Origin of the sequence: Priestia endophytica (assembly GCF_026790145.1) — a bacterium.
Lineage (GTDB): Bacteria > Bacillota > Bacilli > Bacillales > Bacillaceae_H > Bacillus_I > Bacillus_I endophytica_A.
The window spans coordinates 447,261-466,172 of sequence record NZ_JALAMS010000018.1 but is presented as its reverse complement, the minus strand read 5'-3'; the positions used below and the strand labels follow the sequence as shown (position 1 = coordinate 466,172).

9 protein-coding genes are annotated in these 18,912 nt (G+C 33.4%); 3 read left to right on the top strand and 6 right to left on the bottom strand.

Annotation, left to right across the window (positions count from 1 at the left end; genetic code table 11):
• Positions 1-489: 489 nt before the first annotated feature.
• Together MOC86_RS15990 and MOC86_RS15985 are read left to right on the top strand one after the other, a co-directional pair.
• Positions 490-726: a helix-turn-helix transcriptional regulator gene (locus MOC86_RS15990; protein WP_419146645.1), complete on the top strand. Its 237-nt coding sequence runs from the start codon at positions 490-492 to the stop codon at positions 724-726.
• Entirely contained in the window at positions 726-1,256 is a 531-nt protein-coding gene (locus tag MOC86_RS15985) for a hypothetical protein (protein ID WP_268585047.1), read from the top strand. The genes MOC86_RS15990 and MOC86_RS15985 overlap by 1 nt, the downstream gene beginning before the upstream one ends.
• On the opposite strand, the gene MOC86_RS15980 is transcribed toward MOC86_RS15985, so the two are convergent.
• On the bottom strand, positions 1,207-1,398 hold the full coding sequence (locus MOC86_RS15980) for an antitoxin VbhA family protein (protein WP_268585046.1): 192 nt from the start codon (positions 1,396-1,398) through the stop codon (positions 1,207-1,209). The genes MOC86_RS15985 and MOC86_RS15980 overlap by 50 nt on opposite strands.
• Positions 1,399-1,730: 332 nt before the next feature.
• On the opposite strand from MOC86_RS15980, the gene MOC86_RS15975 reads away from it, so the two are divergent.
• Positions 1,731-3,239, top strand: a complete 1,509-nt coding sequence (locus MOC86_RS15975; protein ID WP_268585045.1) for an AMP-binding protein — start codon at positions 1,731-1,733, stop codon at positions 3,237-3,239.
• A 162-nt stretch (positions 3,240-3,401) separates the two neighbouring features.
• Here MOC86_RS15975 and MOC86_RS15970 read toward each other — a convergent pair whose 3' ends face one another.
• The 5 genes from MOC86_RS15970 to MOC86_RS15950 all read right to left on the bottom strand — a co-directional run bounded on the left by MOC86_RS15970 (position 3,402) and on the right by MOC86_RS15950 (position 18,910).
• Entirely contained in the window at positions 3,402-3,950 is a 549-nt protein-coding gene (locus MOC86_RS15970) for a hypothetical protein (protein WP_268585089.1), read from the bottom strand.
• A gap of 284 nt (positions 3,951-4,234) precedes the next feature.
• Complete coding sequence (locus tag MOC86_RS15965; RefSeq protein WP_268585044.1) at positions 4,235-4,615, bottom strand: hypothetical protein; 381 nt, start codon at positions 4,613-4,615, stop codon at positions 4,235-4,237.
• Positions 4,616-4,866: 251 nt separating this feature from the next.
• Complete coding sequence (locus MOC86_RS15960; RefSeq protein ID WP_268585043.1) at positions 4,867-5,904, bottom strand: hypothetical protein; 1,038 nt, start codon at positions 5,902-5,904, stop codon at positions 4,867-4,869.
• Between the two features lie 283 nt (positions 5,905-6,187).
• Positions 6,188-6,454 carry a DUF5839 family protein gene (locus MOC86_RS15955; protein WP_268585042.1) on the bottom strand — a complete coding sequence of 89 codons (267 nt, stop codon included), beginning with the start codon at positions 6,452-6,454 and terminating at the stop codon, positions 6,188-6,190.
• 225 nt (positions 6,455-6,679) lie between these two features.
• Positions 6,680-18,910 carry an amino acid adenylation domain-containing protein gene (locus MOC86_RS15950; RefSeq protein ID WP_268585041.1) on the bottom strand — a complete coding sequence of 4,077 codons (12,231 nt, stop codon included), beginning with the start codon at positions 18,908-18,910 and terminating at the stop codon, positions 6,680-6,682.
• Between the last annotated feature and the right edge of the window lie 2 nt (positions 18,911-18,912).

Sequence of the window (18,912 nt, the reverse complement as noted above, 5' to 3'; positions counted from 1 at the left end):
ATTGTATCTTCTTGCCATAAAAACTTCCTTTCGTTATATTACCTTATTCAATACTCATTTTCCCTAGCTAAATAAACTTATATACATATAATACCATAAAAGTAAATTTTACCTTTCATTAATATAGTTATAGCCTTTACAATTAACCTCCTGCACTTTTTACTACAACCAGTCCCCCCTTTTTTTAAGCATAAAAAAGGAGCCGGCGTAATACCTTGCCTTGTAATTGAGAAAATGATTTTATTAGGGGTTTTACATTTTGCTAGAAACGACATCGTTAAAGCAGCTACTGTTTTTATTGGAGCGACATTGAATGCTACTGCTCTTGTATTGGCTGTAAAGCAGCAAAAACAGAAAGAGTCTGAACAAACTACATAACTCTTTTAAAAAGAGACTTCGGTCTCTTTTTTTATTCTCCTAGGTAAAGCTAACTTTACTTTATGTAAATATATATTTACTTTTTGTAATAAAATGGTATAATTTATTTATATGAAGAAAGCAGGAGGCCTGCCTGTGTTAATAAATAGAGTGAGAGAATATCGAGTAGTGCGCGATATTACACAAAAAGAGTTAGCCTCAGCTGTTTTAATCACTCGTCAATCTTTAATTGCGATTGAGAAACAGAAATTTAATCCAAGTTTAGAACTTGCTTTAAGACTTTGTAAATTCTTTGATTGTAAAGTAGAAGATCTTTTTGAGTTAGTTGATGTGGAGGAGGATCAATAATGAAGAAAGCATTCAACTTAATCGGAACTTTTGCAGCAATATTTATTTGTACCCAAATATTTACTTACTTCGAAATGAACGGATATACGTGGAACAAGAGTGATTTTATAGATTTACTTCTTTGGTTTTTTGGCGTTATGATTGCTTATAGTGCCCTTGTTTTTTTATTTCTAAGCATTAAAAAACCAAGCTCCAAACGGAAAGAACCTGATAGTGATGAGAGAACAGAAAAGATGCACTTTAAGTTCACTGGTTTTCTTTTTATTATTTCTAATGGTATCTTGTTAATTGGTTCAATGCTCATAAAATTCACAGGACAAAGCTCCATTCCGATAAATTATATTACTTTTTTTGCGTTTATTGTTCTATTCATTAATCTTTTTTTAGCTCCTATAGTCATTAAAAACTATAAAAAACAAGGAAGCGCCGCTCCCTTGTTTTTTATGTTCTTTTATAGGAGTAATTATTATGCTCTCCTCTCTATCCTATATCAAGATTTTCCCCATGTATCTCCATCACCATTTTTTTAAATTCTTCCTCTGTGATTTTTCCCGTAAATCTCCGACGAATGAGTTCAACTTCTTCCTCTGTAAACTCCAACCCTTCTACTGCAAAATTTGCTTTTACATTCCCCATTGCCCGATCAAAATCAAAGTCTTCATTTCTATCCATTACTCATTCCCCCCTTGTCAAAATATATGTATATGGTATCTCTTCTATATTCTAATATCTCCCATCTAAAAGGAAAAGGGCTATTCACAGCCGTTCTTTAATTTCATAAAGTTTTGCTTGAATTTTCATTTCCCTTCTTTCTCCAAGGAAGTAAACTTTCTTTATTATAAAACTTGTAACCAAGACACTTTTGCTGCATTCCCCCCACATTTCTAAGACCTTTCTCCTCCTTCCCAATCCAGACCTTGTTGAGAACGCAAGAAACAGGTATGATAGAGCCTGGAGTAAATACATATGATATAAGAAAAGCAGTTATTGTGGAGGGGTTTATTGTGGTTTTAGAGATACCAGAGAGAATTAATTTGTACAAAGAACTGAGGACACAGGCAAAGAAAAATCCGAAAAAAGTCATTTTAGAGGATTTAAACGGTGCTTTAACATATAAGAAAGTTTTATTAAGCGTAAATGTTTTAAGCCAGAAAATCTTACAAGCAACAAATGGGGAAGAAAGAGTTGGTCTTTTCCTACCGAATGTTACAGGGCAAGCCATTGCGCTATTTTCCCTGTTTAAAAACGGGCAAGTCCCGTGTATCTTGAATTTTTCAATGGGCGCACAAAGCTTATTGGATTGTATTGAGACAACTTCTTTGAAAACGGTAATTACCTCAAAAACGTTTATCAAAGTGGCGGGACTTAGTATGGTCATTGAGGAAATGGAGAAGAAAGTACATATTGTTTATGTAGAAGATTTAAAAGACAATCTTGCCCTTTCACATAAAATCAAAGGGTTTCTCGAAACAAAAATATCTTGCCCTGTAAAAGCTTCCAAAGAAGAAGTGATTCTGTTTACGTCAGGGACCGAAAGCAAGCCAAAAGGCGTTGTTTTGTCGCACCGCAATGTATACGCCAACATTAAGCAAGCGCTTGAAGTGATTGATATTACGGAAGACGATAAGATTTTCAATCCGCTTCCACTCTTTCATTCTTTCGGAATGACGGTGTGCATTATTTTGCCGCTTATTTTTAATATAAAAGCGTTTCTTTATCCGTCACCGCTTCATTATAAAGAAATTCCGAAAATGATTAAGAAGCATAAGAGCACGATTACGATTGCGACAAATACGTTCTTTGATCAGTATGCCAAATATGCGGAGCCGGACGATTTTGCATCATTAAAATATGTAATTGCTGGTGGAGAGAAATTAAAAGAAGACGTGTTCGAAACGTATAAAAAGAAATTCTCGATTGAAATTCTGCAAGGCTACGGGGCAACCGAAACGTCTCCCATTATTGCGCTAAACACGCCAACGTACAATAAATTCGGCAGCGTTGGAAAGATTCTTCCTTTAATGGATGCCAAAATTGAGAAAGTTGAAGGCATTACAGAAGGCGGAAACTTGCTTGTGAAAGGGCCTAACGTTATGAAAGGCTATATGATTCATAATGAAGGATTCATTCCAAGTAGTGAATGGTACAACACAGGTGATATTGCGAAAATTGATGAGGAAGGCTATCTCCATATCCTCTCTCGCTTAAAACGTTTCTCCAAAATCGCTGGTGAAATGGTGTCACTTAACGGAGTTGAGGATCTAGCTTTCCAATGTTTTGGTGACTCCAATTTCTATGCGGTCAGCGTTCAGGATAAGCGAAAGGGAGAGAAAATCATTCTCTTTACTACAGTTCAAAATGTCGATAGCAAAGAGCTGCGGAAATTTATTAAGAGTAAAAAAGTCTCTTCTCTCTATATCCCGACTCAAGTTCATACGATTGATTCAGTACCGTTGCTTGGAAGCGGGAAAGCGGATTATCGGCAGTTGGAAGAGATGGCGGCTAAGCTGTAAGACAATGTAAAGAAGTTGAATAAAACCCCTCACTAGCTGTTTTTTGATTAGTGAGGGATTTTTCAATTGATTTAGCTTTATTCTCGTTGACTTATGTAGAAATTTTTTAGGTCTTAAAGAGAAAAGGGACTCTAATTTAGAGTCCCTTTTCTCTTTAGTTCATTAATGTGCTGCTCTCTTCTGTTGAAATCCAAGGAATAAGAAGCAAGTCATCAACGCTACCGCAGCAACAATCATAACCCCCATAAAGCCTAAAGCAGCCATAAATACATCTTCTCCAGGGTAAGAAGGTTTTAAAGTAATGAATTCATATAACCCATACATACCTAATAGGACATAGAAGCTACTTCCGATACTAGCCATTGTGAGTCGACTTTTCTTAGAACCAACCCAAGCTGCACTAAACGTTGCCCACGCTAAAATGCATGCTAAGGTCCCTAATCCAAAAATCACAAGATGAAGATAAGGAATATAGATTTCTGTAATCATAAGGGTAAAAATCAACAAAGCTACAATAGCTGTCATCAAAGTATTCCATAGAAACAATACAATACCGCTTGAATATGGATTATGAAACCAAGATTTTCGTTGTAGACTTTTTACCAATCTGCTTTCTTGTTTTACCAAAGAAAGTACTTTTCCTCTAAAGACTAATAAAAACATGATTCCAATCATGCCTAGTAAAAAAATCGAGCTAATACCCAATTTCATCACCGTCCTAAATATAATTTGATGATACTTGGTATATGTACTAACTAACACTACAGGAATTAACTTGGCCCTTCGTAATCAAAGCGGGGTAAAGCATTATAGTTTATGTTAAAATGTACCACAAATGTATAATACCACAAAAAAATATTTAATGTATTATTCATTTGTTCCTTAATTCAAGGAAATTATCCGTTTTTTTACAGTAATTTGATAATAACAACTTTTGTCTTATGCTTAAGAACAGGTAAATTATATCTCCTATTTCCTAAGTTTGATAATTAGTTCTAGTCTCTCAAAAATTCTATACTTATTCTATCAACTTTAATTTCAACATTTTTCCCTTGTAACTCCGGATAATCCAAGAAATATTCATCTTCATCGCTTAAAACTATTCCTGCATCAATTGAGTCTTCGTTTAGAGTCCCTCTGATACAGTATTCATAACCTGAATTTATACGCTTTAATCCTTTTTCCTTATCTTCAATTTCATTTATTACTAATTCATCCAAGATAGTGAACCCTATTAATACGGGGTATACCTTCCCTTCTTCAATTTGATAGGGACAAATGAAAGAGAAACCTGTAAATTCAACTCCTTCAACCTGTAATGTTACTTCCTCTTCAATTATTGGATCTAATTTCTTAACAAGAGCCATGTATCTCATTTTAAAAACCTCTTTTCTAATCTACTGGATTTATCAATGGAATATTTTTCTATTAATAGTCTTCCAGATTTTTTTACCACTTTGAGTGTGGTATGTAGTAATATCCCCTTTATTGTTAGTACCTACAAACTCGAATTTCGCTCTACCACTCTTACTACTATTCCCCATAAACCTAACATATCCTGTACGTACTTCACCTTTATAGTTATACTCTACCTTTATTCCTTTATCAATTACTTCTCTGGCACCTTTCAGATATTCATCAGCATTCCTATAAAGATCTCCAAACTCTCCTCCATGCTTATCAAAGTGACCCTCGAGTTTCTCCCTATCCCCAAATTTTGATGGAATCTTAGATACGCTTTTTCCATTAGTATCCTTTTTATCTCTTTGTTTTTTTCTTGTAATTCTTTATTTAATTTGTTCCTAATTACAGTGCCATCCTTCTTGTTAACTTTGAAATAATTCTGATTCTCCCACCCTTTATCCCCTGTTTTTTTCCATATCTTTTTAGTCAAAGCCGGCGCTTTCTCTAACCCTTTTTTTATAGCTGACTTAACTACTTTTTTCACGCCTGAAGCAGGATTCACGATAAAAGTACCGACTATCGCCGCTGTTTCTATGGGAGTACCATCAAGAGCCTCATCAATATCAAGTTCCGTTACTCCACCTATCCTATCTTTCGGAACCTCATCAACTTCTGTAAAAACTTGTTTACCTGTTTTAGTTATATGCTCCCAAATAATTTGTCCATTAGCATATACATGGTATTTTCCACTTTGCTTCGCTTCTATCTCATCATAAACTTGAACAGTTTTTACAGGTTTTAAGTTTCCAGGATTATTGATCTTATTGTTTACAATATCAATAGTCCAATTCTCAGAATTATAACGCCCTATAAGCTCGTCTGTTCTAGGAGCAACAACTCCTCCATAAGACATCTTACGAGTTGGCTTATCTATAAGACCAGCCCATGCAAAAGCTTTCTGAACCAAATAAGATGGGAAGAGGATAGCATTCATAGCTTCGTCCGCTTTTTTTAGATCTTGAGAAGTTTTAGAAACATGATTATATACTTTTCCTAGTTCTTCCCCATAATCTCGAATACTTTTCTCTAATTCTTGCTGCAGACCCTCTAGCTCTCCATTCCATACTCCGCTTAGTTCAGAAAGGGCTCCTGACAAAGAAAAACTAAGCTGGCCTGGAATTGCATCTATTTTAGCCTTAGCATTTTTTGTTTTTTGTATAATTTTCTGTAGATCTTCAAAATTCGCCTGTATGTTTCCCATAACAGAACTCCCTTTTCCATTTTTACCATACTATAACATTTTACATAAACATAAATGGAAATAGGGACCAAAACGGGAATTTCATAAAAAACGAATAAAGTTTACCAGTCCAAAAGTTCCTGTTATCTCGTCATCATAGAAATCCAACGTAACTTTAGAACTACAAGAGAAGAAATTATGTATAGAGATTATTTTTATTTTAAAAGTTGAACATCTAAGATAGATACATCTCATTCGATATGTGATCAAGGATTCACATATCTCTTCTTCCTACTCCTCTGTCCTATTGTGGAGCTTTCTCAACCAATCTTACAACAGGCTTATATGTTTTCCCTGCCACTTCAATATCTTCTCGAAAAGCTTCCATAACAAGAATTGTACATACCCTGTTCTCAGGTCCTGCACATGCTCGTACAATATCTCCTGGTTGAATATCTAAATGGCGCAATGCTTTTGGAATGTGCCAATTATATTTTTTAGGATGTACTTTTATTGTATTTTCTGTCCTATGTTTAATATGAAAACCGCTAATTGTATTATTATCCTTCAATGCCAAATCTCCTTTGAATATTGTTTCTATGCCTTATTTTAGCATAAACTTGTAGTTTTGAACTAAAAGCAACATTGATTTTTTTCCATATCATTAAATAATTAAAAAATTTATAAATCTAAAAAACTAGGAACAAAGGATGTCTAATGACATCTTTGTCCCTAGTTTCTGTTCACTCTTTAACCACATGTGTTATCAGTTATTTTTTACTGGTGGATATACATTTTAAAAATCAAATGTTACATTTTCAATTTCTCTGTTAACTTTAATTAAACTTTCAACTTGGATTTCACTTAACTTTACGTGTTCGTTCGCACTAATTGTTTCTAGAATACTAAATAGACCTTTTCCAATTTTTTTTATTGTTTCTTCCTTAAATAACGCTTTCGAATACTCAATTTCAAACAAAATCTCTTCTTTTTCACACGTTACAAAAAGAGAAAAGTCGAATTTAGATATATTATTATGATATTCTATCGGAATTAATTGAATATCACCCATCATTTGTCTATCTTTCGGCGTTTCTTGAACAGCTATCACTGTAGAAAAAATAGGTGTTGTTCCTTTTTCCCGCTTTATATTTAAGTCTTCTAGCAACATATCAAATTGATAATCCTGATGGTCATAAATTTCTAATAAATTATCCTTTACTTCATTCAAGAAAGACTCAAAAGTCATATGGTCTTTTGGAAAACTTCTGACTGGTAAAGTATTAACAAACATACCTATAACTTGTTTGGTATCAGCATGTGTTCTACCTAATATTGGCATACCTATAATATTTTCCTGTTGGTTAGTATACTTGGACAATAAAATACTATAAGATGCTATCATTAACATATTTATGGTTACATTGTATTTTTGACATAAGTCTTCTAGTTTTTGTTTTAAATCTACTCCGCTTGAAATAGAGTAACTATCGCCTTCAAAATTTTGAAATTCCGGTCTAGGATAGTCTGTAGGCATACTCAAAGTAGGAATTTTCCCACTAAGTGCCTTCTTCCAATATTCTTTTTGTTTAGATATCTCATCAGAATTGAGAAATTTATTTTGCCAATCAGCAAAATCCTTATACTGAATTTTTTGATTTTCTAGATTCTGACCTTCATATAACTTCGTAAGTTCATTTATCAAAATATTAATTGAATAACCATCAGAAATTATGTGATGCATATCAAGTAGAAAAACATGTTCATTAGGAGCAACTTTGATCAGCTTCATTCTTACCAATGGCGCAGTGTCTAGGTCAAATGGTTTTATAAAGTCTTTTAGCAATCTTTTTACCGTAGAATCCTCGTCATATTCATCAAAGGTTATATCTTCCTCTAGAACAGAGTAATTTATATCAACTTTGGAGTCTTCATGGATAATTTGTTTTGGTTCATCATCTACTATTTCAAAAGAAGTCCTTAGTGATTCATGGCGTTTTATCACTTTATCTACTGCTAGTTTAAACTTCTCAATTTCAATATCGCCTACTAATAAAGTTGCCCTAGGCATGTTGTAAGCAGTTCCTGACTTGTCCATTTGATTTATTGTAAATATTCGTTTTTGTGCTGCAGAAAGATCATAGTACGGTCTTTTTTTGATCTGCTCTAGAGGAGTATAAAGATTTTGAGCGATATTTTTAACATACGATCCCATTGCTTTAATGGTTGGTGCTTTGAAAGACTCTCTTAAAGGAATATCTACACCAAATTTTTTATAAATCCCTACAGTTACTTCCATTAATTTCAAAGAGTTACCACCTAATTCGAAAAACACATCATTTATACCTATTGAATTTAATTTAAGTATGTCAGCCCATATCTCTAATATTCCTTGTTCTACATCATCAGTAGGGGAATAAGAATCGTTAGAAATCATAATCTCCTTACTTATTTTCGGCAATTTCTTCACATCTAATTTCCCGTTAGGTGTTAGTGGAATATTATCCAATTTAACATAAACTGCTGGAAGCATATAGTAAGGAACTTTACGAGTAATATACTCTCTAATACCTGCTTCATTCCCCTTATCTTCCAATACGATATAAGCAAAAAGTTCATTTTCACCATCTTGTTTACTATTCGGTATTACTACTGCATCTTTTACTGAATGATACTGCTTCAACACCTGTTCAATCTCATTCAACTCTACACGATATCCACGAATTTTGACCTGAGTATCACTTCTCCCTAGATATTCAATAGTACCTTCATTTGTTACTCTACCTAAATCTCCTGTTCTATATATCCTTTTTCCCTCTCCAAGTAAAGGAATCCTTATGAACTTCTCTTTATTTAATTGTTCATTATTTAGATAACCTTCTGTTAAACCTTCACCTGCAATACATATTTCTCCCCAAACTCCAATCGGTAAATTCCGATTATTATGATTTAAAATAAATACTTGGGTATTATCAATAGGGACACCAATAATAGATTCAGTAGCGGCAAAATTATCTCCCTCTAAGTCCATTACTTTGGCTATTGAACCTATCGTACTTTCTGTTGGTCCATAATGGTTCATTATTTTAGTCTTAGGGTAGACATGATGGAATTGTTTAATATCATTAAGCTGAATCTTTTCTCCACCTAACACTAGTAATCTCAAACTTAAAAAGTTCTTACTTTTCTCCAACAAACTATCACTAACTAGTTGTCTGAACAAAGAGGGTGTAATTTTTATATAATCAATCTTATTATTCGCTAGGTAATTATATAAGTTAATCGGGATTGAATAACATTCTCGTGATATTAAATGAAGTTCTGCTCCATTTAATATTGAAGAATATAAACTCGTATATCCTAAATCAAAAGCAAAAGAAGAGAGCAATGCTGTTTTATCGTTCTGTGTTATTGAACCCGCTCTTGTAAACCAAGAGATATAATTCATAATACTTCTATTTTTAACAGGTACTCCTTTAGGTATCCCAGTAGTTCCAGATGTATAGATTATATATAAGTTATCATTAGACTCACATCTGTTTGGAGGGTTAGACTTGTCCTTAGAATATAAATTTTCATCTTCTAAGAGCCAAACTAAGTAAGGCATATTGTGAGATTTCAATATATGAGATTGTGCTAGAAGGCCTATTGAATTACTTGATTTCACAATTGTATGGACACGCTCATCTGGAAAATGTGGATCAATAGGAACATAAGTAGCACCCGCTTTTATTATTCCTAGGATACCAACAATCATCTCTATAGATGGTTCAGCCATAATACTTACAACTTTATTTGGGCCTGCTCCCATTTCAGTAAGACTATGTGCTAATTGGTTTGCCCTCTCATTTAATTCTTCATAGGAAAGTGTGCCTTGTGTCGTAACTACCGCTGTATTGTCACCATAATCCCTCACTTTTTCCTCAAAAACTTGTTTCACGGTTTTGCCATGAGGAAACGACAGCTGAGTATGATTCATAATTTTCATTACGTTTATTTCACGATCAGTAAGTACTTCTATATCGCCAATTTTCATTGAACTATCCATTGATATACATTCTAAAATATTTAAAAAGTGATCCACCATATTGTTGATAGTTTCTAAATAAAATAAATCCTGACTATACTCCAATGTACAATATAGTTCTGCCCCACTTTCCGTTACTTTTAGTTCTAAATCAAATTTCGTAGTATCTGACACAGAATCGTAAGGCTTTATTATAAAATTATCAATGTTTACTTTTGCTGCATCTACATTTTCAAATGCAAACATAACATCAAACAATGGATTACGATTCAAACTGTGCTCAATATTTAATTCGTCTACTAACATTTCAAACGGGAAATCTTGATTCTCCAACCCATTTAGAGTCTGTTCAGCAACTTGGCTTATAAATTGATCTATCGTTAAATCTTTCTTAGGTCTATTTCGTAGCGGCAGTGTATTAACAAACATTCCTACAATATGCTCTAGTTGAAAATGCGACCTTCCAGCCACTGGTGTGCCTATTACAATATCTTCTCGCCCACTATGTTTAGATAGCATAATATTTAGTGCAGATAGTAGTATCGAGTATATTGTTACATTTTTCTTTTTTGCAAAACGATCTAACTTATCTCTTAGCTCATTCTCTAATGTAAAGGTTACATGTCCACCTTTAGAAGTAAATTCTTCCGGTCTGGCTTTATCTGTAGGTAGATTCAGTAATGGCACTTCATCTAAATATTGACTGAGCCAGTAATTCCGTTGATTATTTAATGCTCCTCTATTTATAATACGATTCTGCCAATTAGCAAAATCTTTATACTGTACACTTAATTCAGGTAGAATATTTCCTTTATATAGTTCAGAGAACTCCCTCATTAATATGGCGACGGAAACCCCGTCTGAGATAATATGGTGCATATCATAAATTAAAACATGCTTTTGAGACGTTATTTCCATAATTGCTGCCCTAAATAAGGATGAACTACTCAAATCAAATGGTCTAATAAAATCATGAATGGCTTGGTCAATTTCCTCTTCACTTAAGTAAAAGTGTTCTAAACTCCAATTCACGTTTTTGTGGATTTTTTGTACAATATGACCGTTCATTTGTAGAAACGATGTTCTTAAGCTTTCATGGCGCTCTATTAGTTGTTTAAACGATTTTTCGATTAATTTCTTATCTATTGTTCCTTCTAATATGAAAGCTCCATAAATGTTATATTTGGTACTACTTCTATTTAAATAATCTAATATATACATTCTTTTTTGGGATGAAGAAACCTCATAGTACTCCCTTTTTTCAAGAACTTTTAACGTTTCTGGTGAGCTGTAATCACTAATATAATTGTTGATGTATGCTGATAGTTCTAAGATTGTCGGTTTTTCAAAAATTTGTTTTAATGGAACCTCTACTCCAAATTCTCTTTGTATCTCTGAAACAAGTGTAATAGCTTTAAGTGACTGACCTCCAATTTCAAAAAAGTTTTGATTAATCCCAACATTATCAAATCCTAGGATACTTCTCCAAATTTCAACTAATTTACGTTCATTAGCGTTAGTAGGTTCAACAATCTTATTTACATCCTCAAACTCAATCTCCATATTAGCAAGCATTTTACGATCTATTTTTCCATTAGGATTTAACGGAAATCTTTCTAATTTTACAAAGAATGACGGAACCATGAATTCCGGAAGTTTTGTTTGTAACCACGTTTGTATATCTGTTTTCGGTATATTTTGGCTACCATTGTTAACGTAATACATGACAAGGTAATTCTCGTTGTTAACAGATTGTTTTTTTACAATAACTGAATCTATAGCTTCTTTGAAAGAACTCATTGTAGCTTCAATCTCTTCGATATTAACACGATGCCCTCGAATTTTGGTTTGATCATCTTTTCTTCCTAGTACCTCAATATTACCATCTGGAAGAATTCGACCTAGATCGCCTGTTTTATATAATTTTTCACTTCTTTTTGAATAATAAGGATCTTGAATAAACTTTTCCTTTGTCATCTCAGGTTTGTTTAAGTAACCTCTTGCTAATGGGATACCTCCAATATAAATTTCACCCTTCACACCCCGAGGCAATAGATGTAGGTGGTTATCAAGTATATAGATTCGTCTATTTGCTAGTGGTTTACCAACGGGAATAAAACTCAATGCTCCGCTCCTACTTCCTTTACCAGATACTTTGTACAAAGTACTAGTCATGGCCGTTTCAGCTGGCCCGTAAGCATTTAACAAAACAACATCTTCTAAAGGAAGTTCTTCCCACAACCTCACTTTTTCAGCTGTCATTTGTTCTCCTCCAACAATGACTATCTTTAAGTTACATGTAGGAATTATTTTTGGATTTCCGTTCCATGCTTTCGTTACTTCTCCCCAATAAGAAGTTGGCAAATTCACTACTGACAAATCTAATTCTGCGCATTTCTGAGAAAATTCAATAGGTGTCCATATTTCCTTATCACGAAAAACTAGACAACTTCCACTCGCTAATGTCGAAAATATTTGTTCTAATGAAATATCAAAACTAATAGACGAAAATTGTAAAACACGATCATTTGTTGTGAGAGTAAGTCTTTTAATCATATCTAATGAATGACTTACTACAGCTTCATGAGGCATCATAACACCTTTTGGTTTCCCTGAAGATCCCGATGTATAAATGACATATGCTAGATTAGAAGGTTTAACCTTAGTAGCTGGGAGATGCTCAGATTCTTGTATTATATCCTTCCATTCCATATCTATATACACTATCTCACCGCTAAAGTCTGATATCTTTTGCTTGAGGCTTACTTCACTCAACAAGACTGGCACATTGGCATCGGCTAACATCAAATCAACTCTACTACTAGGATAATCTGAATCTATTGGTAGAAATGCTCCTCCGGCTTTTAATATCCCTAAAATACATACAGCCATCTTAGTTGATCTCTCAATGTATATTCCTACTGGCTTATCAGGTTCTATTCCCATTTCAACTAATTTGTGGGCAAGTTTATTTGAAAGTATATCCAATTCCTTATAGGTTAAGCTTTCCCCATTTTGAATAACTGCTGTAGCATCTGGCCGTTCCGTAGCTTGAATGGCAAACAAATCATGATAACAATAGTTTTTGGGATATTCCATATCTGTCTGATTATAAGCAGTAAGTATATGAGATTGTTCATCATGATTAATCATCGAAATATCATTTATTTTTTGTACATTAGCTTCTATTAACATTGATAAAATATTAACGAGATGAGTGAGTATTTGATTTGCCTCTTGTTCATTTAGAAAATGACGATTATAAAGCAACTTCAAATGTAATTCTGGTTGTAGATTGCAATAAACCACTATAGGATAATCCATTTGTTCTTCCACACGTACTGATTCAACATTTAAAGATCCAACGCCCTCTTTTAACATCTCATCAAAAGGATAGTTTTCAACAATTACAATACTCTCATATAAGTCAAACAGTGCAGAGTTCCTTGGTAGATCCACCCAACTACGTATATCAGCAAGTGATGAATATTCGTACTCCCGCATCTCTGCTTGGCTTTTTTGTAATTTCTTCAACCAAGTTACCGTATCTGAGTTAGCATCCAAAAGCACCCTAAAAGGAAGAGTATTCATAAAACAACCTATGATATTTTCTGAACCTTTGAGATCAGCAGGTCTACCGGAAGACGTAATTCCAAACGCAATATCAGTTTCTTCAGAATATCGATTTAACAGAATAGCCCATGATCCTTGAATAACGGTATTTAAGGTTACTCCATTACGCTTTGAAAAGTCTTTGATCTTTTGTGCTATCTCGTCAGATAAATTGTGTCGTACTGTTCCAAATGAAGGTGAGGTCTCAGATATATCTTTACTAGGAAAAATATTATTAAAACGAACGGGTGTATTAAAACCCTTTAAAGTATTTTCCCAATATTCTTTTGCCTTAGTGTTATCCTGTTGACGCAACCACTTTATATATTCACCATAAGGTAGCGCTTCTCCTAAATCTATTTTCTCGCCCTTACAATAAGATTCATACAGCTGGCCTATTTCTGTAAAAAGAATGCTATTGCACCATCCGTCTAGCTGAAGATGATGATGTGTCCATACTACATCATAGAGGGAATCTCCCCGTTTAATTACAGTGATTCTCATAAGTGGTGGTTTATCTAAATCAAACCCTTTTTTTCGGTCATCTTCAATCACGGTTTCTAGTCTTATATTAGTATCTTTATGTGCACTTTCTGACCAATCTATGAATTCAAAAGGAACTTCTAAGTTGTTATGAATTACCTGCAAAGGCTCCTCTACATCTTCCCAATGATAAGAAGTCCTTAAACTTTCATGGCGATTAAGTATCGTCTTCCATACATCTTTGAAAACCGAAACATTCAAATGAGAATTAATCGTAAATACAGTTTGCTCTAATGTTACTGTCGATTCTGGAGTGTAAAGATGATGAAATACCATACTCTTCTGAACTGGAGATAATGGATAAACATTATCTAAAGGACCAAATTTTTCATTTAGTACATCAATTTTTTCTTGTCTTAGGGATACTAACGGAAAATCAGATGGTGTGTTCTGTATATTTCCTTTTTCTTTGCTATGGCTAATGAATTTTCCCAAATGCAAAATATAACTATTTAATAAATCTTCAATTGTTTCTTTTTGATGAAAATTAGTACTATATTTCCACTCAATCTTCAATCTACCATCTATAACCATACACTCAATGTCAAGAAGGTGACTTCGACTGCCGTTTGCCTCTCGGTTATTTCCAATATTCACATTATCTATCTCGAATAAGTCTTGCTTTTTAAAAATTTGTTCAGACTGTCCTAAATAATTAAAACTGATTTGTGCTCTATTACGTGAAATAAGTTGGTCACGTATGAGAGATTCGCCAAGATAGTAAAGAACTTCGTATCCTATACCACCATTTGGAACACTGCGATAACGTTCTTTTATTTGTTTCATTACTTGATTTAAGTTTGTTCCTTTATCCAAATCACCTAATATGATTGGATATACACATGTGAACCAACCCACTGTACGCGATAAATCATGCTCCTGTAACAACTTATTTCTCCCGTGTCCCTCTAAATCAACTAAAGTTTTTCCACACCATTTATGAAGGGTTTGAGATAAGGTTATTAATAAAATATCATCTATTCTTGTATTAAATGATTGTATTGAACCGCGGAGCAAATAATCGGTATCTTTCTTGGACAACAAAGTTGATACTGTCCTTGAAGACGCTTCAGTATTAGAACCAATGTTCATATCTGTCGGAATATCATTTATTTCTTGTGATATTTGACTATTCCAATAATTGAATTCATTTTCTAACTCCTGAGATTGAGCATATTCTGTTAGTTTGGTTGACCAATACTTATAAGATGCGCTTTTTGGAGGCAACACGACTGTACTATTAGATTTTAACTGTTCATAAATGTCCTGCAAATCTTCTAATAATACTCTCCATGAATAACCGTCTACAATTAAATGATGGGAAGTTATAAATAATTTACTTTTTTGTTTTTTCCCAAAATCGAAAAAAGCTGCTTTTAATAAAGGGCCCTCTGTAATATTAAGACTTGACTGTAAGTTATTAACGATTTCATCCATGTCTAAGTTATGGTTATTCATATCGTACACATGAAATGAAATAGAAAGTTCTGTATCATCTGTATAAACCTGCTTCCACTTTTCACCATTCTTTTCGTATCGAAGTCTCAAACTATCATGATAAGCAGCAAGTTGTGCAAAACTCTTCTCTAAATAAGAAATATTTATGGGGGCTTTTACATCTAATACGATCGATTGATTCCAATGATTATAGTTTTCCAACGGCTGATTGAAAAACCATTCTTGGATAGGAGTAAGCGGAACTTCTCCTGAAATTAGTTCTGTATTCTCGTCTTGCTCCTTATTAAGTACATGAATAACTTTTGCCAATTCAGAAATTGTCTGATGTTGAAATATTTGATTCACTGTCATTTCTATGCTCTTTTGCCGTGCCCTGCCTACAACTTGAATGCTTAAAATGGAATCGCCACCAAGTTCAAAGAAACTCTTTTTTGTACTTATATCACTTTGACTAATTCCAAGGACTGAAGACCATATTTCCACTAAATCCTCTTCTACTTCATTGATGGGAGAGGTGTATTCACAGCTAGCATCTATTAAAGGGTAAGGTAATTTTGTACGATCAATCTTACCTACAGATGTTAATGGTAATTTTTCTAAATTAATAAAATGTAAAGGTATCATATAGTCTGGTAGCCATTCTGATAAGTAAGCAACTATATCCTCTTTCACTACATAATCGTTTGAAACAATGTAAGCACACAGTTCCTTGTTACCTCTTAAATTATTAATGTCTACAACGAGTGAATTTTCAATTTGCTCATGTTGCAAAAGCAAACTATTTATTTCATTCAATTCAACTCTATAACCTCTAATCTTCACCTGATGATCTGCTCTGCCGAGAAACTCAACTTTCCCATTTGGTAACCATCTTGCTATATCTCCTGTTTTATACATTAATCCATCTGGTTGGAACGGATTCTGCAAAAAATTTTGCTCTGTTTTGCTTAATAAGTTTAAGTACCCCATTGAAACACCAAAGCCCGAAATATACAACTCTCCAGGGATTCCTACAGGGTTAAGATTCATATCTTTATCCATTATATAACATTTAACATTCGATATAGGGCTACCTAGTGTAACGTCGTCTTCTGTACACTTTTCACTTAATGCATCTACTGTAGTCTCGACTGGCCCATAGTTATTATAAACCTCATATCCTTTTTGAAGCAGTTCATTTTTAAGAGCATTTTCTAATTTCTCTCCACCAAGGATAACCGTTTTTAAACTTGGTAATTTACAATCATTAAGTAGTAATTCTTTCACCATTGTTGGGATAAAATTAATAATATTTATCTCGTTATCATTCACATATTTGCAGAAATCAACCGGATTCATAATTAAATCTTTTTCAGCTATATATAACGTAGAGCCAAATGATAATGATCCAAAAATATCTTCAATACTCGGATCAAATATATAATTGGTTAATTGCAGTAAATTCTTCCCGTCATCCATCTCGTATGTTTTCCCAAACCACTCAATTACGTTAATTACATTTTTATTACTTACCATAACACCTTTTGGATTTCCCGTTGTTCCAGATGTATACAACACGGTAAATAGATCTGACAAGCTATAGGTTAGTTTTGGGCTGGATGTATCTTCAGAAAAGTTGTTCTTATCATTCATTGATATTACATTCATGTGGTTAAAAGTGTGTAAATATTTCACTTTTTGTAAGGTCTCTTCATTAGTAAGGAGCATAGTAGAATTGCTATCGTTTAACATATACGATATTCTTTCAGAAGGAAAATCAGGGTCTATTGGCATGTAGGCTGCTCCTGCCTTAATTATAGCAAGTATCCCCACTATCATATCTAAAGAAGGCGTTGTCATAATACTAACAACATCACCATTTTGTACTCCATTTCTAATAAGAGTATGTGATAAGGCATTTGATAAATGATTTAATTCTGCATAAGTAAGGGAGTGGTCTTTATAAACTGCAGCTATTTGATGAGGTGTCTTCGTTGTTTGCTGTTCAATTAACTGACTAATAGTTAGCTCAGATTTCAACGGTCTGTCCGTATTGTTGAATTTATGGAGAATTTCCCTTTTTTCGGCAGTAGAAATAATTTCAATTTGATCGAGAATTTTATCCTGTACTACTTGTTCTGCAATTAATAAAAAGTAGTTTGCTAATTGTGCTATAAAAGACGACTCAAACTTTCGTTCATCATAAGTAAAATCTATCTCAATATCCTCTTTGCTAATTGTAACGCTGATTGTCAATCCATAATTCGTCATTTCAAAAGAAGAATAAGAATTAAAGCTTATATTTTTTTGTTGACTCATAACAATATCGTCAAGAGGATAATTTTCTACAACAATAATCGAATCAAACAAATTTGGTACGTCTTTCAACTCGGAACATTTTTTTATTTCCGTTAAGGGGTATTTACTATATCTTTCCCATTCAAAAAGATTTTTGTTAACTGATTTAACGAGATTTACAGCCCTTTCCCCACTTGATCTCTTTACTCTTAATGGTAAAGTATTAATAAACAGTCCTACAATCTCTTCAACTCCTGAAAAAGTATCTGCTCTTCCAGATAAAGTTGTCCCAAAAACTACATCGTTGGTATTGTTATATTTTTGTAGTACTAACCCCCACGTTGTATATATAAATGATGCTAATGTTACCTCATGTTTCTTTGTAAACTCCTCGATTTTACTTTTAGAAAGTTTAATACTTTGATGGTAATCGTTTCTGACAATATTACTTCCTGTTTTTTCCGCACCCATTATAATGGGTGTATTATAACCTTTAAGGTATTCTTCCCAAAATGATTTTTGTTCCTCAACATCTTGTTTTTTTAAATACTTCAGAAAATCTTTATATTTCTTTTTGATAGGAAAATTAGTTTGTCCTGATGTACTTAGATTTTGATAAGCTTGTAAAAATTCTTTCAAAATAATTCCATTGCTCCACCCATCATATAATATGTGGTGGTGACTTATAATCATTTTATAAGCACTGGATTCAATTCGGCACAAATGAATTCTAAATGGAACATCTGTAAGTTCAAACTTATTTTGTATATCTTCATTTTTTATATTTTCAATTAGCTTATTTTCATCCTCAACATCACACTTTTGAAAGTTGTGAAAAATAATTTCAGGTTTATGTTCCTTTAAGACGATTTGAACAGGCTCTTGGACGTTTTCCCATCTAAATATCGTACGCAGTTGCTCATTAGTTTTAACAACAATATCCCATGCTTCCTGAAAAATTGACAAGTCTATTTCACCTGAAATATCTAAAGTAATTTGTTCAAAATATTCTTCGCTTTCCGGGTCTTTAATAGCATGAAACAGGATTCCCCTTTGTGTTGGTGTCAAACTAAGAATATCTTCCACGTTTTTCTTTTCTAATTTTGTCACTA